This is a genomic window from Paenibacillus sp. RU5M, assembly GCF_900221055.1.
Lineage (GTDB): Bacteria > Bacillota > Bacilli > Paenibacillales > Paenibacillaceae > Paenibacillus > Paenibacillus marchantiae.
On the sequence record NZ_OBQM01000012.1, the window covers coordinates 1 to 15,829 of the forward strand.

General features: G+C 46.2%; 19 protein-coding genes and 1 rRNA gene. 1 reads left to right on the forward strand and 19 read right to left on the reverse strand.

The genetic code is table 11. The features are described 5' to 3' along the window. Together CRO25_RS26690 and CRO25_RS26695 are read right to left on the reverse strand one after the other, a co-directional pair. Positions 1–75, reverse strand: a 16S ribosomal RNA gene (locus tag CRO25_RS26690); the annotation flags it as partial. 510 nt (positions 76–585) lie between these two features. After that, a complete protein-coding gene (locus CRO25_RS26695) occupies positions 586–1,467 on the reverse strand; it encodes a nucleotidyltransferase-like protein (protein WP_256863756.1) in 882 nt (293 codons plus the stop codon). Positions 1,468–1,589: 122 nt separating this feature from the next. Here CRO25_RS26695 and CRO25_RS26700 point away from each other — a divergent pair, with 122 nt between their 5' ends. Continuing rightward, on the forward strand, positions 1,590–1,994 hold the full coding sequence (locus CRO25_RS26700) for a YgzB family protein (RefSeq protein ID WP_053778954.1): 405 nt from the start codon (positions 1,590–1,592) through the stop codon (positions 1,992–1,994). Between the two features lie 124 nt (positions 1,995–2,118). Here CRO25_RS26700 and CRO25_RS26705 read toward each other — a convergent pair whose 3' ends face one another. From CRO25_RS26705 to CRO25_RS26785, 17 genes are all read right to left on the reverse strand, one after another. Next, positions 2,119–3,849 (reverse strand): glycosyl hydrolase family 18 protein, encoded by a 1,731-nt coding sequence (locus CRO25_RS26705; protein WP_079697082.1) that lies wholly within the window; start codon positions 3,847–3,849, stop codon positions 2,119–2,121. Between the two features lie 137 nt (positions 3,850–3,986). Beyond that, positions 3,987–4,409, reverse strand: a complete 423-nt coding sequence (perR, locus tag CRO25_RS26710; RefSeq protein WP_024631328.1) for a peroxide-responsive transcriptional repressor PerR — start codon at positions 4,407–4,409, stop codon at positions 3,987–3,989. Positions 4,410–4,583: 174 nt separating this feature from the next. Then, positions 4,584–5,975 carry a DUF4097 family beta strand repeat-containing protein gene (locus CRO25_RS26715; RefSeq protein WP_079697083.1) on the reverse strand — a complete coding sequence of 464 codons (1,392 nt, stop codon included), beginning with the start codon at positions 5,973–5,975 and terminating at the stop codon, positions 4,584–4,586. 26 nt (positions 5,976–6,001) lie between these two features. Next, positions 6,002–6,595, reverse strand: a complete 594-nt coding sequence (locus CRO25_RS26720) for a hypothetical protein (RefSeq protein WP_079697084.1) — start codon at positions 6,593–6,595, stop codon at positions 6,002–6,004. A gap of 146 nt (positions 6,596–6,741) precedes the next feature. Beyond that, complete coding sequence (locus tag CRO25_RS26725; protein ID WP_063566622.1) at positions 6,742–7,452, reverse strand: MgtC/SapB family protein; 711 nt, start codon at positions 7,450–7,452, stop codon at positions 6,742–6,744. Between the two features lie 32 nt (positions 7,453–7,484). After that, positions 7,485–7,949 (reverse strand): GNAT family N-acetyltransferase, encoded by a 465-nt coding sequence (locus CRO25_RS26730; RefSeq protein ID WP_079697085.1) that lies wholly within the window; start codon positions 7,947–7,949, stop codon positions 7,485–7,487. A gap of 120 nt (positions 7,950–8,069) precedes the next feature. Then, positions 8,070–9,509 carry an Asp-tRNA(Asn)/Glu-tRNA(Gln) amidotransferase subunit GatB gene (gene gatB, locus CRO25_RS26735; protein ID WP_079697086.1) on the reverse strand — a complete coding sequence of 480 codons (1,440 nt, stop codon included), beginning with the start codon at positions 9,507–9,509 and terminating at the stop codon, positions 8,070–8,072. Positions 9,510–9,535: 26 nt separating this feature from the next. Further along, positions 9,536–10,993: an Asp-tRNA(Asn)/Glu-tRNA(Gln) amidotransferase subunit GatA gene (gene gatA, locus CRO25_RS26740; protein WP_079697087.1), complete on the reverse strand. Its 1,458-nt coding sequence runs from the start codon at positions 10,991–10,993 to the stop codon at positions 9,536–9,538. Positions 10,994–11,020: 27 nt separating this feature from the next. Then, positions 11,021–11,308 carry an Asp-tRNA(Asn)/Glu-tRNA(Gln) amidotransferase subunit GatC gene (gatC, locus tag CRO25_RS26745; protein ID WP_063566618.1) on the reverse strand — a complete coding sequence of 96 codons (288 nt, stop codon included), beginning with the start codon at positions 11,306–11,308 and terminating at the stop codon, positions 11,021–11,023. A 303-nt stretch (positions 11,309–11,611) separates the two neighbouring features. Next, a complete protein-coding gene (locus tag CRO25_RS26750; protein WP_024631336.1) occupies positions 11,612–11,995 on the reverse strand; it encodes a hypothetical protein in 384 nt (127 codons plus the stop codon). A gap of 126 nt (positions 11,996–12,121) precedes the next feature. Next, positions 12,122–12,358 (reverse strand): hypothetical protein, encoded by a 237-nt coding sequence (locus tag CRO25_RS26755; protein ID WP_064640575.1) that lies wholly within the window; start codon positions 12,356–12,358, stop codon positions 12,122–12,124. Beyond that, on the reverse strand, positions 12,351–12,686 hold the full coding sequence (locus CRO25_RS26760; RefSeq protein WP_079697088.1) for a YxlC family protein: 336 nt from the start codon (positions 12,684–12,686) through the stop codon (positions 12,351–12,353). Before CRO25_RS26760 ends, CRO25_RS26755 begins: the two co-directional genes overlap by 8 nt. Before the next feature lie 2 nt (positions 12,687–12,688). Further along, a complete protein-coding gene (sigY, locus tag CRO25_RS26765; RefSeq protein ID WP_231952702.1) occupies positions 12,689–13,225 on the reverse strand; it encodes an RNA polymerase sigma factor SigY in 537 nt (178 codons plus the stop codon). Positions 13,226–13,323: 98 nt separating this feature from the next. Continuing rightward, complete coding sequence (locus tag CRO25_RS26770) at positions 13,324–13,575, reverse strand: hypothetical protein (protein ID WP_143021589.1); 252 nt, start codon at positions 13,573–13,575, stop codon at positions 13,324–13,326. A 271-nt stretch (positions 13,576–13,846) separates the two neighbouring features. Next, the gene (locus CRO25_RS26775) at positions 13,847–14,479 is read right to left on the reverse strand and encodes an MBL fold metallo-hydrolase (RefSeq protein WP_064640577.1); all 633 of its coding nucleotides are present in this window, start codon (positions 14,477–14,479) and stop codon (positions 13,847–13,849) included. 6 nt (positions 14,480–14,485) lie between these two features. After that, entirely contained in the window at positions 14,486–15,055 is a 570-nt protein-coding gene (locus CRO25_RS26780; protein ID WP_079697089.1) for a thioredoxin family protein, read from the reverse strand. A gap of 2 nt (positions 15,056–15,057) precedes the next feature. Further along, positions 15,058–15,672, reverse strand: a complete 615-nt coding sequence (locus tag CRO25_RS26785) for a DedA family protein (protein WP_063566612.1) — start codon at positions 15,670–15,672, stop codon at positions 15,058–15,060. Positions 15,673–15,829 lie beyond the last annotated feature (157 nt).

Consider the following 15,829-nt stretch of genomic DNA (forward strand, 5'->3'; position numbering starts at 1 on the left):
TCAAGTCCGCTCGACTTGCATGTATTAGGCATGCCGCCAGCGTTCGTCCTGAGCCAGGATCAAACTCTCCAATAAAGATGAATTTCAGTAGCGTGGTTAAACGCTATGAAAATCATCTCAAGTATTTGAAAAGAGCGATAAGCTCATTTTGAAACTGACGAGATTAAAAATCTCATTGTTTTGCTTTGAAATCATACAGTCCGAAGACGTGTACCGATTTCTCAGCGTCGATCTTGCAAGCAAGATCGTTACTCACTCGTTGTTCAGTTTTCAAAGATCAAACTCGATTTGCGTTACTCTTTTTCGTCTCAACCGTGTTTTCGGCGGCGACTTAAATAATGTATCACATTTCGTTTGTTTTCGTCAAGAACTTTTTTTAATTTATTTTTTGAAGCTTTTCGTTCTTCACTAATTCCTATGCAGAATTTATCATTTGTTGACGATAAGCTCGTTTGAGGAACGAAATATAATGTATCATATTTCCTGAATAAGAGTCAACCTCTTTTTATAAATTATTAAACAAACAAAAAAGGAAGGTTTCCCCTCCCACTTTATAATCCATATAACGTCAGGCTTCACGAGTAACTACGCCTCAATCCAATAGCGGATTTCCCGCCCATCTCCTCCTATAAAGGATGGCCATCCTGCCGATTCTTTTACTATAGAACGAAACACCATCTTACGAAGGATAAGCGGCAAATCCTCCCGTACGAATCTCAACTGTGGATGATGGACAAGTTCATCCATACTCCACGGTTCTCTTCGACTTCCAAGCACACGCAGAAGCAATCCAGAGCAATCGCTCATTTTGGACATCACTGAGAATTCACAAGCAAGCAGCACAAGCTCAACTCTCTGTTCCAGCGTCTCTGAACTTACTGTAAGCTCCTGATAGAGCTTCCACAAAGCACGATCCAAACTCTGCACATGTGTCCAGACCGCATGATCTGGGTAGATCCCCTGTTCAATAAGTACAATTCTTGCCCAGTTCCCCAGAGCCTCAAGTACATTGTAATAGGCATCAACAACATGGCCTTCTTGAATGTAACGTTTCGCTTCCACATACATTCTCAAAAAACTGGCGAATTCATGTAGCAGCTTTTGCTCACGCAGTTCGGTTCCAAAAGCAGATAGTTCCTCTCGCAAATCGCTCAAGGCGTTATCCGCTTCCCAGATGATCTCACCTTCAATCAGGCACTGCATGATGTTATTGTTATCCCCCGTGATTACACTGCTCTGCAGCTCATGACGGCTGACATAGATTATTTGATAACGAAGATCACCATATTTGTAGTGTCCAACCTTGGATATCAACTGGTCGGTATTATGAACAACAAGTACGAGCAATTCAAAATCCTGGATTAGGGAGCCGTGGAATCGCTCTCCCGGGTGGGAATAAGCGATAGCCCCAACTGCCCCTGTCTCTTCCGACTGTTCGGACAAAAAAGCAAGGTTCTTTAGTTCCACGATTCCCTCCATACAATTCATGGCAGATAAGCGCCAAGTCAGTTATAATGTAATTCTACATGTAGGCTGAAGTTTCCTTCTTATCCAGGTCCGATACTACTCATACGATAGGAGCATTTTTCATGATTTTTAAATCAGCAAAAATTAATGCTTTTCGCACTTGGGGACTACTGCTTACCATGCTAGGCATGGGCCTAATGGTACTGGGAACGGCCGGAATTGTGTTCTGGGGACACGCAGGCAAAGTATTTGCTGCTGTGGGACTCGTCATCGGCCTGATAGCCATGATGGCTAGTCTGGCCATTTATTTCTGGGCTGGTATGCTTTCCACAAGCGCAGTACAAGTGGACTGTCCGGAATGTGGCAAGTTAACCAAAATGCTCGGCAAGACGGATCGTTGTATGTTCTGTCACACCATCCTTACCCTGGACCCTAATCAGGCCAATACTACCAGTTCACAACTGAAAGCGCATTCCACACCTCCATCCCCTTCCGACACAGATCATGGCATGAGTTCCAACAGCTAGATTTTCTTTTCATCAAAGCCCAGAGACAGAAAAAAGGCCCGGTATCTTCACCGGACCTTTTTTTGAATTTCAGAAGCACTTTTAAATTAATTAATATATAAGTTCAAAGAGAGCTATTTCATGTTTATTTCGAATACCCTGCCTGTTTTAGCGTCTCCCATGCCGATGCATCGGCGAAGCTTCGATTCCATGCAGCTACTCCACCCAATTTCAACGAAGCAACCAAATCAACACGTGCCTGAAGCGAAACGGCATCTTCTATCCAGATTTTCTTAGTGGCCCCATCCTCGGAATATTCCACATAATTCTGTCCGCTTTGTTTATCCAGAATAGGTTTGAGTTTCTTTTCCTTGATCAGGTCTGCGACGGTGCTCATGCCTACCGCTTTGGAGGACACTTTCACTTCTCCTTGATCATTGGTCTCTTCCGTCCAGATTCGAGTATATAGCGGCACAGCCATAATCAATTTGTTCGATGGTACTTCATCCTCTTCCAGGATCTTTCTCATAGAAGACTCGGTCCAAGGAAGCGAGGCAACCGAACCGGCCTTTGGACTCGCAGCCCAGTGCTCGTCATACGCCATAACGACAATATAATCGGCAAAAGAGCCTAACGAGCGACGATCCAGAAAAGCAGACCACATCTCACTGTTCGATTTCGGCGTCACATCAACCGAGAGCATCAAGCCATGTATGCGAGCCATCGCTTTGATTTCACGGACAAATTGAGTGATATTCGGCCCGTCATCTGTATAGACATTCTCAAAGTCAATGTTAATGCCGTCCAAATGATACGTCTGTGCATACTCCAGCATCTGCTCAATAATATGCGTACGTGTCTCATATGAGGCCACAGCTTCTTTCGTAACATCCGGATCAAAGCTGTTATCCATCAAGCCCCACACTTCCATGCCGGAATGGTGAGCCCAGTTGACGTATGCTTTATCTCCTTTGCTTTTTACGTTGCCCTGTCCATCTGTAATATGGAACCACGTGGGACTGACCACATTAACTCCAGGCATCTTGCCAATCGAAGATACATCAGGCTGTCGGTTGTATACGGCTTCCCAAACCAGATTGACCGGTTTATTCTGCCACTTTTTCTCCGCCGCAGTCAGGGTAAATTTAGGCTTGTCCAGTTCCTTTTTCTCCGTAAGAGTGACATACTTATTAGCCACATAACCGGCATAACCATTATCCAACTGAACAAAGCTCTGGTCATCACCTGTCTGCCATACCCTTACTCGTGCGTCCTGCTCCATATCGGCGATGATGGGAGAAGATTCTCCCCCACGTTTGTACAAAGGAACCGTTTTGTCTGCCTTGGAAGACAATGTATTAATCTCTGCATACTGAATCGTGTCACCTCCACGCATCAGCAGAACGGCACCCGTTGTAACATCTTCCTGTATAGCTATCCCATATACTTCTTTCAATGGTTTGAGCGGAATATAAGCTTCTCCCCCAACCACCTCCGGTTTAACCGTCATGGGATAATCTCGATGATTAAGCTCCGCTTTTGTACTGCCTTCCTTCATATGGAGTACTCGTTGCGGTGTTGCAATAATGATATCTCCTGTGTCTGCTTCATAACGTATTCCGGAATCGATCGCCTCTTGCAGCACCGATACGGGCAATTTAAGCTGATCTCCCGTTCCTGAAGCCTCGCCATCCATCAATTGTCCGTCCACAAAAATAGGTTGATTCATGCCAATCCAGTCGGGGTCTTCGTGAATCTGATTAAGCCAAACATTCGTTATTAGCCAATAAGCACCGCCTGCAACAACACAGGCAGCCAAAAATCCAGGCCAGAACGAGCGGCGCTTCTGACGTGTATATCTACTTTTTCTACTCAAACGTCTACCTCCGTTAATCATGCTGAATCATAAAATAGCTAAACTGCTGAAGACTATATACATTCTATCGTCCTAAAAACAAAAAACGTGAAGAATCCAAACTGAATTCTGCACGTTAATATTGTAATTCATCTCTCTTAATCCCTGCAACTTTTACAAACACCATATACTTCCAATCGGTGACCATGTACTTCAAATCCTGTACTTGACTCCGCCTGGAGCTCCACGCTTTTTAGCGAAGGATAACTAAAATCTTCAATCTTGCCGCATTTATCACAGATAACATGGTAATGATCCGTCACATTGGCATCGAAGCGACTTGAGTTATCCCCGTATGTCAACTCCCGGACCATGCCCGCTTCCAGAAACATCTTCAAATTGTTATATACAGTCGCCACGCTCATACTGGGAAACTGGGGTTCAAGCGCACGGTAAATTTCATCGGCTGTCGGATGCCCCATGGATTCCATCAGATAGTTCAATATGGCATGACGCTGGGGTGTAATACGGACACCGGTCGTTTTCAGATGCTCCAACGCATGTTGGACACGTGTTGCCATAAAACCCACCGCCTTACCTTTCATTACTCTGCAGAGACAGAATGTATGATCACATGTTCTCTTCATTCAGAGTTGATCCTCGGCTGGAACAACGACATTACATTTTCCTGCCGTGTAACCTTGCCAGTTTATATTTATTGTACGGCGATTGCAAGTTTATTGTCAACGCGCCAGTCAGGGAACTTCGGACATTTCGCCTTGGGAATTCTGTCCGTCTTCGGTCATTTGTTCCAAGTTATCTTCCGAATCCAGTGAATTCGTTCCAACAGGAGGCACTGCAGGATTACGATCAATCGTGAGGTCACTGTTACCTTCAACTTTAACCGTATACTCTCCTTCACCAAGCTGGCCCTCAATCGTTTTATTCTTCACTTTAAACGGCAGATCCGTTTGCAGATCTCCATAACTGCTGGAACCACTGAGGCTATAATCCCCCCGCTCCGGAAGCAGAATGTTAATAGCACCTACAGCGCTATAAACGTCCCAGTCACCGCCTACTTTGGCGGAAACAATACTTATACTGCCATTGAGGGATTGAGCTTTAACTGCCAAACTTGCGCCGTCTACATTGATATTTCCGTTTCGGGTATCCGCTGTGATCTCTCCGACGGAGTCCGTGATGTTAATACTTCCGACTTGTGTAGTCAGATTCACATTTCCAGAAACCCCACGGGCCTTCATGTCCCCACGATTACTGTTCAAGTCCACATTTCCGATCGCATTTGCCACAACGACATCACCATTCAACGTTTTACCGGAAATATCACCTACGGCATTCGTAATTCTAATCCGTCCATTTCCGGTCTCGGCCAAAATGGTACTAATGGCTTCCGGACGATTCAACAATATGGCTCCATTGGACGTCCGAATATCGAGATTGAAACGACGATCATCCGGGATCGTTATGGTGATATTCATCCGCGGCTGTGTTTTCTCGTTCTCTCCATACGTTTTGCCTGTAGTCTTGATATGAATCACTTTTGTCCCGTCTGCCTCAACAAAAGAAGCGTCCGCCACTGCTTTGGCCTGTACTTCAGTTGTCTGATCCACCCAAACTACCGTGCGCACTTCAATTTCTTCCGTGTCCCCCCGCTGTATCGAGATATCCCCGTTCACTCCCTCAACAACAAGGTCCGATGTATCCATACCTACAGGCACCCGAATCGTGCCCTTATCTTCCATATATCCTGCTGCCTGACTATAGTCCATGGATGCCGCTCCGAGATTAAGACTCACCCTGTTCCACAAATGCATATAATGATCCTGCTCAGAAACGATAAATACAGAAGCCGTCAGGACAAGGGACGTCAGGATGCCTTTCGCATCAGGTCTGAAGCGCATTTTAATTTTCTCACCTTGGTTGTCTGAACCTGCGTTCCCTCTTCGACGTGTCACTAAGAACAACAGTATGTATTCTACACCTAACACAACGAGCAAGAGGGGCCACCAATCGACCATCTCATATACATAGTCCGTTCCCCACCGTTTATCCAAAATCAACAGCACACCGACAGCTACGAGTAAGGCCGCAGCCGTATAGCGGCCGACCCGGACTTTACGGTTCATGGCTATCCCTCCTTGAATAGTTCACACTAGATTTTCTTCTTGCGAAACATGACCCAGATTTCCCGTCCGAAAAGGATTAGTCCACCTGCGATCATCAGAACAGCAAAAGTGTATCCGCCATACACAGCGATTAACTCTTTAAACCAACGTGGTTTACGAAAGAACAATACCAGCATCGATCCCCCTACAATTAAGAGCAATCCAAACGAGATGCCTCTCTCCCACACCATCATGGCTTCCCCTGCAGAACGTTCATTAGGAATGGGCTTGTCCGAGCTATTGTGGGTAACCGCTCTTCTCCTGCGCATCATCACCCAGTCCGCAGATTGCAATACGTCGAATACATTGTAAAAGTAAATCACCGGAATAAACAACGCCAACAGGATAAGCAATGGTACATTGATCTGTATTCCAATGGTTGAGAAGTACAAGAGTGCTGACAAGTCCAGAAGTACAAGCATCATGAAAGTCAGACCTCTCATGTATAATCGGAGATAAATATGGCCCAGACCCGGAATAACCGCACTTAGTAACCCGGCAATAAACTTGTGAGTTCGATTTCGGACAGGTTTTCCGCGCGTTCCGCTGGAAGTGTTGTTCGACTGACGTTTCCGTTTCATAAACGACTCCTTTCTTCCGGGCTGATGTTCCCGCTCTTCATGCATTTGGTTAGATAGTACCCTAAAGAGCCGGGAGAGTAACTGGAAGAAATATGGTTATGAGCAAAAACCCTCCGGCACTAAAGGCCTCAGAGGGTTTAATTCATTTATTCGACCGACACTTTCGTTACATGTTCCCACTGTCTTAACTTGGATACGAGATGCACTGCACTCAATTCATGTGGCATGTAGACATGCAGCACAATTTCAATTTTGCGTTCAACCGATATCATTTCAGCATAAGCCAAATCCTGTTCATTCACCGTTATTTTACGGATTTTGATCTTCTCCTGCTCCATAAATGAAGATACCTGTTCCAGAAAACCGGGCTCAGACAAAGTATGAAGTGTAACGACATGCAGTTTGTTTCCTCGTATATACCTAAGCTCCAACTTGTTGAATACCCAGAGATTAAGTAATACCAAGACGGTTGACACGATGGAGGCAAAAAAGAATCCTGCGCCTGTTGCTAGTCCGATGGCTGCCACAACCCAAATGGAAGCCGCCGTTGTCAGTCCGGTAATCGACTTGCCGGTAAATAGAATCGTGCCCGCTCCGAGAAACCCAACGCCTGTAATAACGGCTGTAGCCAGACGGGCCGGATCAATCCTTACGTTTAATTCATTTGCAAAATCTTTAAAACCATAAATAGACAACATCATGATTAGTGCAGATCCAAGACATACCAAAATATGGGTACGCAGACCAGCAGCATGATTGGAACGCTCCCGCTCCAGGCCTACAAGCCCTCCAAGCAGCATAGCCAGTAATAATCGCAATAAAATGTGCCACTCATCTATTAACCAGGGATTGCCCAAAGCCGGTATTCCTCCTCCAGTTGTTCACATCATTAATCTTTATTCTTATGAAATGTCGTTAATTCCACTCCAGGTGCAATCTGTACAACCTCCACGGGCTTAAAACCGAATTTGGTATACAATTTCACGGCTGGCTGGTTCAACGTTCCTGTGGAAACGATATAACGCGGAAGATCCGGATACTGTTCAAACACATACGTCATCAAAGCAGCAGCAATCCCTTTACGAAAATGATCAGGATGCACCATCATGCGTGTGATCGTCAATGTATTGATCTCTTCCTCATCCACCGCAATCGCACCAAGCAATTCCCCATCCGTGTCCAGATAGCCATAGAAAGTCTCTCCACAGTTCTGAAGTGTCTCCATCGTATCCATCAAAGGCGGAATTTCCTGGAACCCGATGATCTCGGCTTCGAGCCGATAAGCTACATGCTGCAGTCGCCAGAGCTGCCCTACGGTCTCCAGATCATTCAAATACAAAGATTGAATCTTCATAACCTACCTCATCTCCTTCGTACGTCCACTGAATCCAGGACAATAAAATCAAACTTATGCCCTAACAAAAAGAGGCTGTCACAGGGACGAGCCTCTTTCTGTCCGGCCTCACCGGATGGATTAGCGGTTCAGTACATCTGTAAGCAGTTGATTGGCTAGTCCCGGATTGGCTTTGCCTTTGCTTTCTTTCATGACTTGACCAACGAGGAAGCCAATGGCCTTCTGCTTACCAGCCTTGTAATCTTCCACGGATTGCGGGTTGTTCGCAACAACCTGCTCCACAATCGCGAGAATGGCACCTGAGTCACTAATCTGGACCAGACCTTTTTCTTCAACAATTTGCTGTGGAAGCTTGCCACTCTCGAGCATTTCCTTAAATACCGTTTTGGCGATTTTACTGTTAATTGTACCTTTTTCAAGCAATCCAATCATCTCACCCAGACCTTGGCCAGTCAGTGGCACCTGAGTCAATTCAAGGTTGCTGGTATTCAAATAACCAAGCAAATCACCCATAATCCAGTTGGATACGGCTTTGGCATCCTTGGTGTATTTCAGACTGTCTTCAAAAAGATCAGCGACCGCTTTGGAAGAGGTAATAACCTCAGCATCATAATTAGGCAGTCCATAATCAGCGGTATAACGGGCTTTACGCTCGTCCGGAAGCTCCGGTATGGAAGCTCTGATTCGTTCTTTCCAGGCTGCATCGATATGCAGCTTCACCAAATCCGGGTCTGGGAAATAACGATAGTCATGCGCTTGCTCTTTACCACGCATCGACAGTGTTTTCCCTTGAGCCTCATCCCAGCGACGAGTTTCCTGAACCACTTCGCCGCCGTCGTCCAAAATTTCCGCTTGGCGGAATTGTTCATATTCCAGACCACACTGAACGCCACGGAAGGAGTTCATGTTTTTCAGTTCGGCTCTCGTTCCCAGCTTCTCTTGTCCATGCGGACGCAAACTAATGTTGGCATCACAACGCAGTGAACCTTCTTCCATCTTCACGTCGGATACATCACAGTACTGCATGATGGCACGCAATTTTTCCAGATATGCACGAGCTTCCTCTGGAGAAGAAATCTCCGGCTCAGAGACAATCTCCACGAGTGGCGTACCAACACGGTTGAAATCGACCAATGAAGCATAGCCGCCGTCCACGTGGGTAAGCTTCCCTGCATCTTCTTCCAGATGAAGACGCGTAATGCCGATTCGCTTCGTTTCACCGTTGACTTCAATATCGATCCAGCCATTCTCACCGATCGGTTGATCGAATTGTGAGATCTGATATGCTTTCGGAGAATCGGGATAGAAGTAGTTTTTGCGGTCAAACTTGCTGACATCAGCAACAGTGCAGTTAAGGGCCATGGCTGCTTTCATCGCGTAATCTACAGCCTGGCGATTCAATACAGGCAATACGCCTGGGTGTCCGAGACAGACCGGACAAGTATGTGTATTTGGCGGAGCTCCAAAGGCAGTGGAGCAGCCGCAAAAGATTTTGGAGTTTGTATGCAACTCGACATGGACTTCAAGTCCAACGACCGTTTCATATTTAGATGCGGACATTTCTATATTCCTCCGTTCCGGGCAGTCTACAGCTGCGGACGCTGCTTGTGGAATTCCGTATTTTGTTCAAACGCATGCGCTACGCGCAGTACGGTCGTTTCATCAAAAGCTTTACCGATAATCTGCATGCCAACAGGCAGTCCATCCGAGAATCCGCAAGGGATGCTGACTGCAGGTACACCAGCCAGGCTGACAGGGATAGTCAGAATGTCGTTGAGATACATCGTAAGTGGGTCATCGACTTGGGATCCTAGTTTGAATGCTGTTGTTGGCGCAGTTGGCCCAATGATGACATCATATTTAGCAAATACGTCGTCGAAATCCTGTTTGATCAACGTACGCACTTTCTGTGCTTTCAAATAATACGCATCGTAGTAACCCGAGCTGAGTGCATAGGTTCCAAGCATGATGCGTCGTTTCACTTCGGGACCAAAACCTTGACTGCGGGACTGGTGGTACAGATCCAGCAAGTTTTCCGGATTGTCTGCACGAACACCATAACGTACGCCGTCGAAACGAGCCAAGTTCGAAGAAGCCTCCGAGGAAGCGAGTAGATAATACGTAGCCACCGCATATTCGGTATGCGGAAGGGATACTTCTTCCCATGTTGCGCCGAGTCCTTCGAGGACTTTCAGGGCAGACAGGACGGTTTCTTTAACTTGAGGATCAACGCCTTCACCAATGTATTCCTTCGGAACAGCAATGCGAAGTCCTTTGACATCCCCTGTCAGTCCGCTCAAGTAATCCGGGATATCCACTTTCGCGGATGTCGAATCTTTGGCGTCATAACCAGCAATGGCTTGCAGCACATAGGCAGAATCCTCGACATTTTTCGTCAAAGGTCCAATTTGATCCAGGGAAGATGCGAATGCAACCAGACCAAAGCGGGAAACGAGTCCGTAGGTAGGTTTCAAACCAACAACGCCGCAATAGGATGCAGGCTGTCTGATCGAGCCCCCTGTATCTGATCCCAATGTGAAATAAGCTTCTCCTGCCGCAACAGCGGCAGCAGATCCACCACTGGAGCCGCCTGGAACACGATCGAGTGCCCAAGGGTTACGTACAGGGTAGAAGCTTGAATTTTCATTGGAGCCGCCCATGGCGAATTCGTCCATGTTCAGCTTCCCGATCGTCACGGTATCCGCCGCTTTCAGCTTCTCGACAACCGTTGCATCATACACCGGGTCGAAATTGCGCAAAAACTGGCTGCCGCATGTTGTGCGCAGTCCGCTCGTAACGATGTTGTCCTTTATGCCGACTGGCAGACCGAAAAGCAAACCTTTCTCCTCACCGCTGACGAGACGATCATCCAGTTGACGTGCACGTGCACGTGCTTGTTTTTCATCCAGCGCCAGATAAGCCTTAACCTTTTCATCCCGTTCACCAATGTTCCGATATGCCTGATTCACCAGATCGCTGACCGACAGCTCCTTGGCGTGCAGCTTGTTATGTATCTCCGGCAACGATTGTTCAAATAAACTCACGTAATTCGTCCTCCTTCCGGTTATCCGTTATTCCATTACAGCAGGCACTTTGAATTGCCCGTCTTCTTCATCTGGTGCATTGCGCATGACCTGTTCAATTGACAGACTTTCTTTCGTCTCATCTTCACGCATCACATTGCTGACGTGCAGCACGTGAGTGGTAGGCTCAATGTTCTCTGTATCCAGTTCATTCAGCTTCTCAGCATATTTTAAAATCGCGTTCAGCTGCCCTGTTAGGGTTTGCTCTTCTTCAGCAGTCAAATTAAGCCGGGCCAGCTTGGCCACATGCTGAACGTCATTATTCGAAATACTCATTTCCGGATGCCTCCTTCATTCGTTCTAATTCCTGAAACCGCCGAAAACGAATCGTCCGTTTAACGGGCTAAAGTCCCAAGATAACTTTTTTCATTATAGGTGAGATAGTTCGACAATTCAATGCAAATGACCCGAGTTACCGAATATGCAAAATAACACCACATCAGGGGAGTCTTCCTTTAATGCGAATTTCAAAACCTATTAACTGAATTTTTACGCATTAACCAGGATAATGAGGAGCTTCAACGTTCATATGTTCCAGTCTAATCAAAAAAGAGCCGGCATCAGCCGACTCTTAAAATTCTAAATCCATGCACGCAGGTTAACCTGCTTTATAAAATCCGCCTGGGACATAACATCGTTCGCGGTTTCCTCTTCCTCTTCCACAGCTTGAAAATCTCCGTTCATCAGATGATGAAACAGTTTCTCATTGTGTGTCGCAAGGGCGTAATCTATCAACGCTTCTCGCTCGACCCGCTCAGCTTCCTGCTTCAGCAGAACCTCTTCTAGATCGACGTCGCCGGATGGAACAAAAAAGTTCCGATTCACCTGCGGCACTCGAAGCACGTAATCGAACGCATTGTCCGGATTCCGGTCATAAGCGATGATGAAACCATATTCCCCCACAGGAAGATTCTGCTCAAACGCATCCGCGACGATGACAACCTTCTCTCCTAATCGCAGCATCGTCTAACCTCCTGGTAGTCTATCTTTTTATTATTTGTATAGTCTACTAGAAAAGAATAGCGCTGTCTACGATTACTAGAATTAAACAAAACATTTGTGCAAAATCTTTTTTCCAACCCGTGAACTCTATGATTTGTCCGACGTTTGCTTAGGGGGTCTGCGATCTGCTCGCACCACAATGAACCAATATATGATCAAAGGCGTTGGGAATCCCGTGATGCCCCACAATCCCCATAACCAGGGGAAACGGCCACGTCTGCGTGCGTCCTGAAAGATCCATGTTCCCTGTATCAGCAAAAGAATGGCAATCAGAATAAGCCATATGAGAGGAATTTCATTTAAAGAATAATGCAGATCATTCATGACGAGTCTCCTTCCGGCGTCGCCCTGACCAGATTACTGCCACGGCAATCGCTGCGCACAAACTAATCGCCTGGATACCCAAATATAGAGCTGGAGCCGAATGGAACAATAAGGCACCAAAAGCGATAATGAACAATCCCACAATCCAGAACAAAATCATTTCGATCCGTTTGGCTCGTCGTCTCATTTGTTTTCGTTCCTTGACTTGGGCTTCAATGGAGGCTAATGAAGGAATGTTTACAGGCTCATACGCATCATCGAGCACTCTCATCTGTTGCTGCATCCGCTTCAGAATCTCTTGTTCATCCTGTTCCTCAGATCTGCTCATGCTCAACCCAGCTCCTTTCTCAATTGACGAAGGCCATAGGCAGTTCGAGACTTCGCCGTTCCGGATGGAATACCCAGCATTTCACCAATTTCATCATAGCCATAACCATAATAATGCTTCAGCAGGACGGCAATACGATGTTCTGGGGTTAACCTTGTCATAGCATCCATAACATCTGTCCATTCTTCATTCCGGCTCTCAAATTGCCACCGCAATTTCCGTACAGCCTGATTACGAATGGCTTCCAGCCAAATCTGTTCTCTTCGTCTGCGCCTGGACTTGTCGATATATATACGGGTGGCAATCGTAATCATCCATGACGAAAAGGCAGACGAGCCATCGTATCTATAAATATTTTCCATACATCGAATCATCGTATCCTGCACCGTCTCCTCAGCAACGTTGGGGTCCATCGTTACTTTGACAAGATACTTATACACAAAGGCGTAGTGACGCTGCAGCAGTTCTGCCAGTGCACTGTCATCCCCCTGTATCGCTCTCTGTACCTCTTCCAGTTCGGCTGCCTCCATCTGCATCATCACCTGCTCTCCGCTCAGTCTTATGTTATTACGACAGGCTCTGCATAAACGTTCAATTCAATCCAAAAAAAATCTGAAGCCGACAATTTCCCGGGCAATCAGACTTCATTTCGGTAATCTTGCAGTTTGTCGAACCACGGTTGGTTGCGGGCTCCGCTGCTTAATAAACGACTTCTCCATATATTTTGCTGTTGATCCTTGATTGGATTCATCTCATTATTCATGTAGTTATGTAGTTGAGGACGCTGGGTAACTGCTTCTATTCTGCCACTTTCCATTGCTAGACGGTTTTCTTCGATGATCAGGTTCTCGGCACGTTGTCCAAACTGAATCACTCGCTTTTTCTCCACTTCTAATTCCTCGCTCTCATTAGACGATCTTCTGTAGATACTTGTCAACGATCTGTATGTAGGGTTAAACGGATGTAACTTTGATAAAAAAGTGGCTGAAAACAAAAAAAGAACGCAAACCGGGTATAGACCACAGTCTGCGTGCTTCGCAAGTTAGGGTGTTTCTTTGTATTGCTTCAGTTAGATGGTGCTTTAACGCTTGTAACAACTAATTGCTATTCTAATGAAAAAGTTGTCACTTGTCCAGACTTTCTTCACATAAATTGTCGGATCATCTTGCAGACACGTAAGGATTGTTCTTCTTCTCATAACCGATTGTCGTTTTGGGACCATGACCTGGATACACTTTGACCTCATCCGCGAAGGTGTATAACTTGTTCTGGATGGAATCAATCAGATCCCGTTCACGACCTCCGGTCAGATCCGTTCTGCCTACACCCATACGGAACAGAACATCACCAGCAAACAGATCGTCACCACACAGCAGACTTACACTGCCTGGGGAGTGTCCCGGTGTATGGTACACTTTGAACGTATGACCAATAAAGTTCAGAGTCTGCCCTTCGTCCATGGCATATTCAGCTGGATCTGTCGAAAGCGGCGGGGTAGCCTGCGGCCAGTTCAAAGAACCATTCAATTTCGGCGTCGTAAGCCAATCACTCTCCAAGTCATGCAAATAAACGGGACAGCCTTTCAATTTGCGAATTTCATCCACGCCGCCCATATGATCAAAATGCGCGTGAGTAAGCAGGATCGCTTCGATCTCCAGGTCCTGAATGGCTTTGAGTAATGAGCCCGGATTCATTCCAGGGTCAATGATTACGGCTTTACCTGGATCATCACCCTGCAACAGATACGCATTGGTCTGGAGCGGTCCCAAAGAAAATGTACGAATGTTAAGCATATCGGCTCAGTAACCCGAAATCAGTTCACGCAACTCACGAATAATAGCTGCATTTGACTCCGTTCCTTCCCCATAACGTTTACCAATCTCTTGACGTGCTACAGCCAAATTATCCTGATAATCTGCTGCTTCACGGTCCGGGTTGAGACGTTTGAATTCAACCATAACTTCCTGCACATGTTGCGGACGAGGTCCCCATTGACCCAGTACATGTCCGCCCGTATCTGCAAAAATAACGACAGGAACAGAGCGTCCGCCCATCGTAAGGAACTCATCCATCACTTCAGGGTGATTTTCCAAAATAAGAACTTCTGTCGGAATGCCGGAAATTTCCAGCGCCTGGAATACGACTGGAACATTGCGTACCACATCGCCACACCAGTCAGCAGCCAAAATTAACACACGCAAGTCATCGCGGTGATTCAGGCTTTCGAAAAATTCACGATCATCCTCACTTGGCCATACAAAGCTGTCATAGTTTGCCTGAAACTCACTTTGGTTCTTCGTCATGCTCTCAATGAAATCTTTCGGTGGCAGACCTTTACCGAATTTGTGAGACAAGTTTGGTTTTCCCATAACTAGACACTTCCCTTCTTTTTACGAGCATTCATCCATTTAATAAGTACATAAACAATCATAAGTGCGAGAGCAACGAGCAGAATCGGCATAATATAAGGTGCCGCTTTCTCGTTGATATGTTGCCATTGATCTCCAAGTATCATCCCTAAATATATAAACAATGCAGACCACGGTATAACAGCGAGGGTTGTCAGCAAAATAAATCGACCCGTATGCATTTTGGATATACCGGCAGGAATCGATATGGCATGTCTTACGACCGGAACAAAACGCGCCGTGAAAATGACCCCTGTCCCATACTTGCGGAACCACTCTTCGGAATGGTCGATGTGCTTTTTCTGGATCAGTATGTATTTTCCGTAGCGTTCAAGTACAGGTCTTCCGCCATAACGGCCAATCCAGTAAATAAATAGCTGGGCTATGACACCGCCCACGGTACCAAAAATCAATGCACCGAAAAAATTAATATGGCCTTGTGAAACGAGAAAACCTCCATATGCCAGTACAATTTCACTCGGAATAACTTCAAGCATTAGTCCAAGCATAATTCCAAAGTATCCAAGACTCTGAATCCAATCGAATAATTGATTGACAATGTTATGAATAACGTCCATCTCGACCCTCTTTCTTCATCCTGATTGGCAGTGCCCTTCCGCACCATGGATGTTCGTCCCTATTTTATCACAGGCCTGTAGCTGTTGCTACTTCACCCGTCTGGGATAGTGTCCCGCAGGCAGGCGTTTGCATATGGTATCGGGAGAGGAGCGTGAG

Bases quoted from the DNA above. Each gene is read 5' to 3' on its own strand.
- CRO25_RS26700 (WP_053778954.1), top strand. From the start codon at position 1,590: ATGATTTTTAAATCAGCAAAAATTAATGCTTTTCGCACTTGGGGACTA.
- perR (WP_024631328.1), bottom strand. From the start codon at position 4,409: ATGGCAACACGTGTCCAACATGCGTTGGAGCATCTGAAAACGACCGGT.
- CRO25_RS26715 (WP_079697083.1), bottom strand. From the start codon at position 5,975: ATGAACCGTAAAGTCCGGGTCGGCCGCTATACGGCTGCGGCCTTACTC.
- CRO25_RS26720 (WP_079697084.1), bottom strand. From the start codon at position 6,595: ATGAAACGGAAACGTCAGTCGAACAACACTTCCAGCGGAACGCGCGGA.
- CRO25_RS26730 (WP_079697085.1), bottom strand. From the start codon at position 7,949: ATGAAGATTCAATCTTTGTATTTGAATGATCTGGAGACCGTAGGGCAG.
- gatB (WP_079697086.1), bottom strand. From the start codon at position 9,509: ATGTCCGCATCTAAATATGAAACGGTCGTTGGACTTGAAGTCCATGTC.
- gatC (WP_063566618.1), bottom strand. From the start codon at position 11,308: ATGAGTATTTCGAATAATGACGTTCAGCATGTGGCCAAGCTGGCCCGG.
- CRO25_RS26750 (WP_024631336.1), bottom strand. From the start codon at position 11,995: ATGCTGCGATTAGGAGAGAAGGTTGTCATCGTCGCGGATGCGTTTGAG.
- CRO25_RS26755 (WP_064640575.1), bottom strand. From the start codon at position 12,358: ATGAATGATCTGCATTATTCTTTAAATGAAATTCCTCTCATATGGCTT.
- CRO25_RS26760 (WP_079697088.1), bottom strand. From the start codon at position 12,686: ATGAGCAGATCTGAGGAACAGGATGAACAAGAGATTCTGAAGCGGATG.
- sigY (WP_231952702.1), bottom strand. From the start codon at position 13,225: ATGATGCAGATGGAGGCAGCCGAACTGGAAGAGGTACAGAGAGCGATA.
- CRO25_RS26775 (WP_064640577.1), bottom strand. From the start codon at position 14,479: ATGCTTAACATTCGTACATTTTCTTTGGGACCGCTCCAGACCAATGCG.
- CRO25_RS26780 (WP_079697089.1), bottom strand. From the start codon at position 15,055: ATGGGAAAACCAAACTTGTCTCACAAATTCGGTAAAGGTCTGCCACCG.
- CRO25_RS26785 (WP_063566612.1), bottom strand. From the start codon at position 15,672: ATGGACGTTATTCATAACATTGTCAATCAATTATTCGATTGGATTCAG.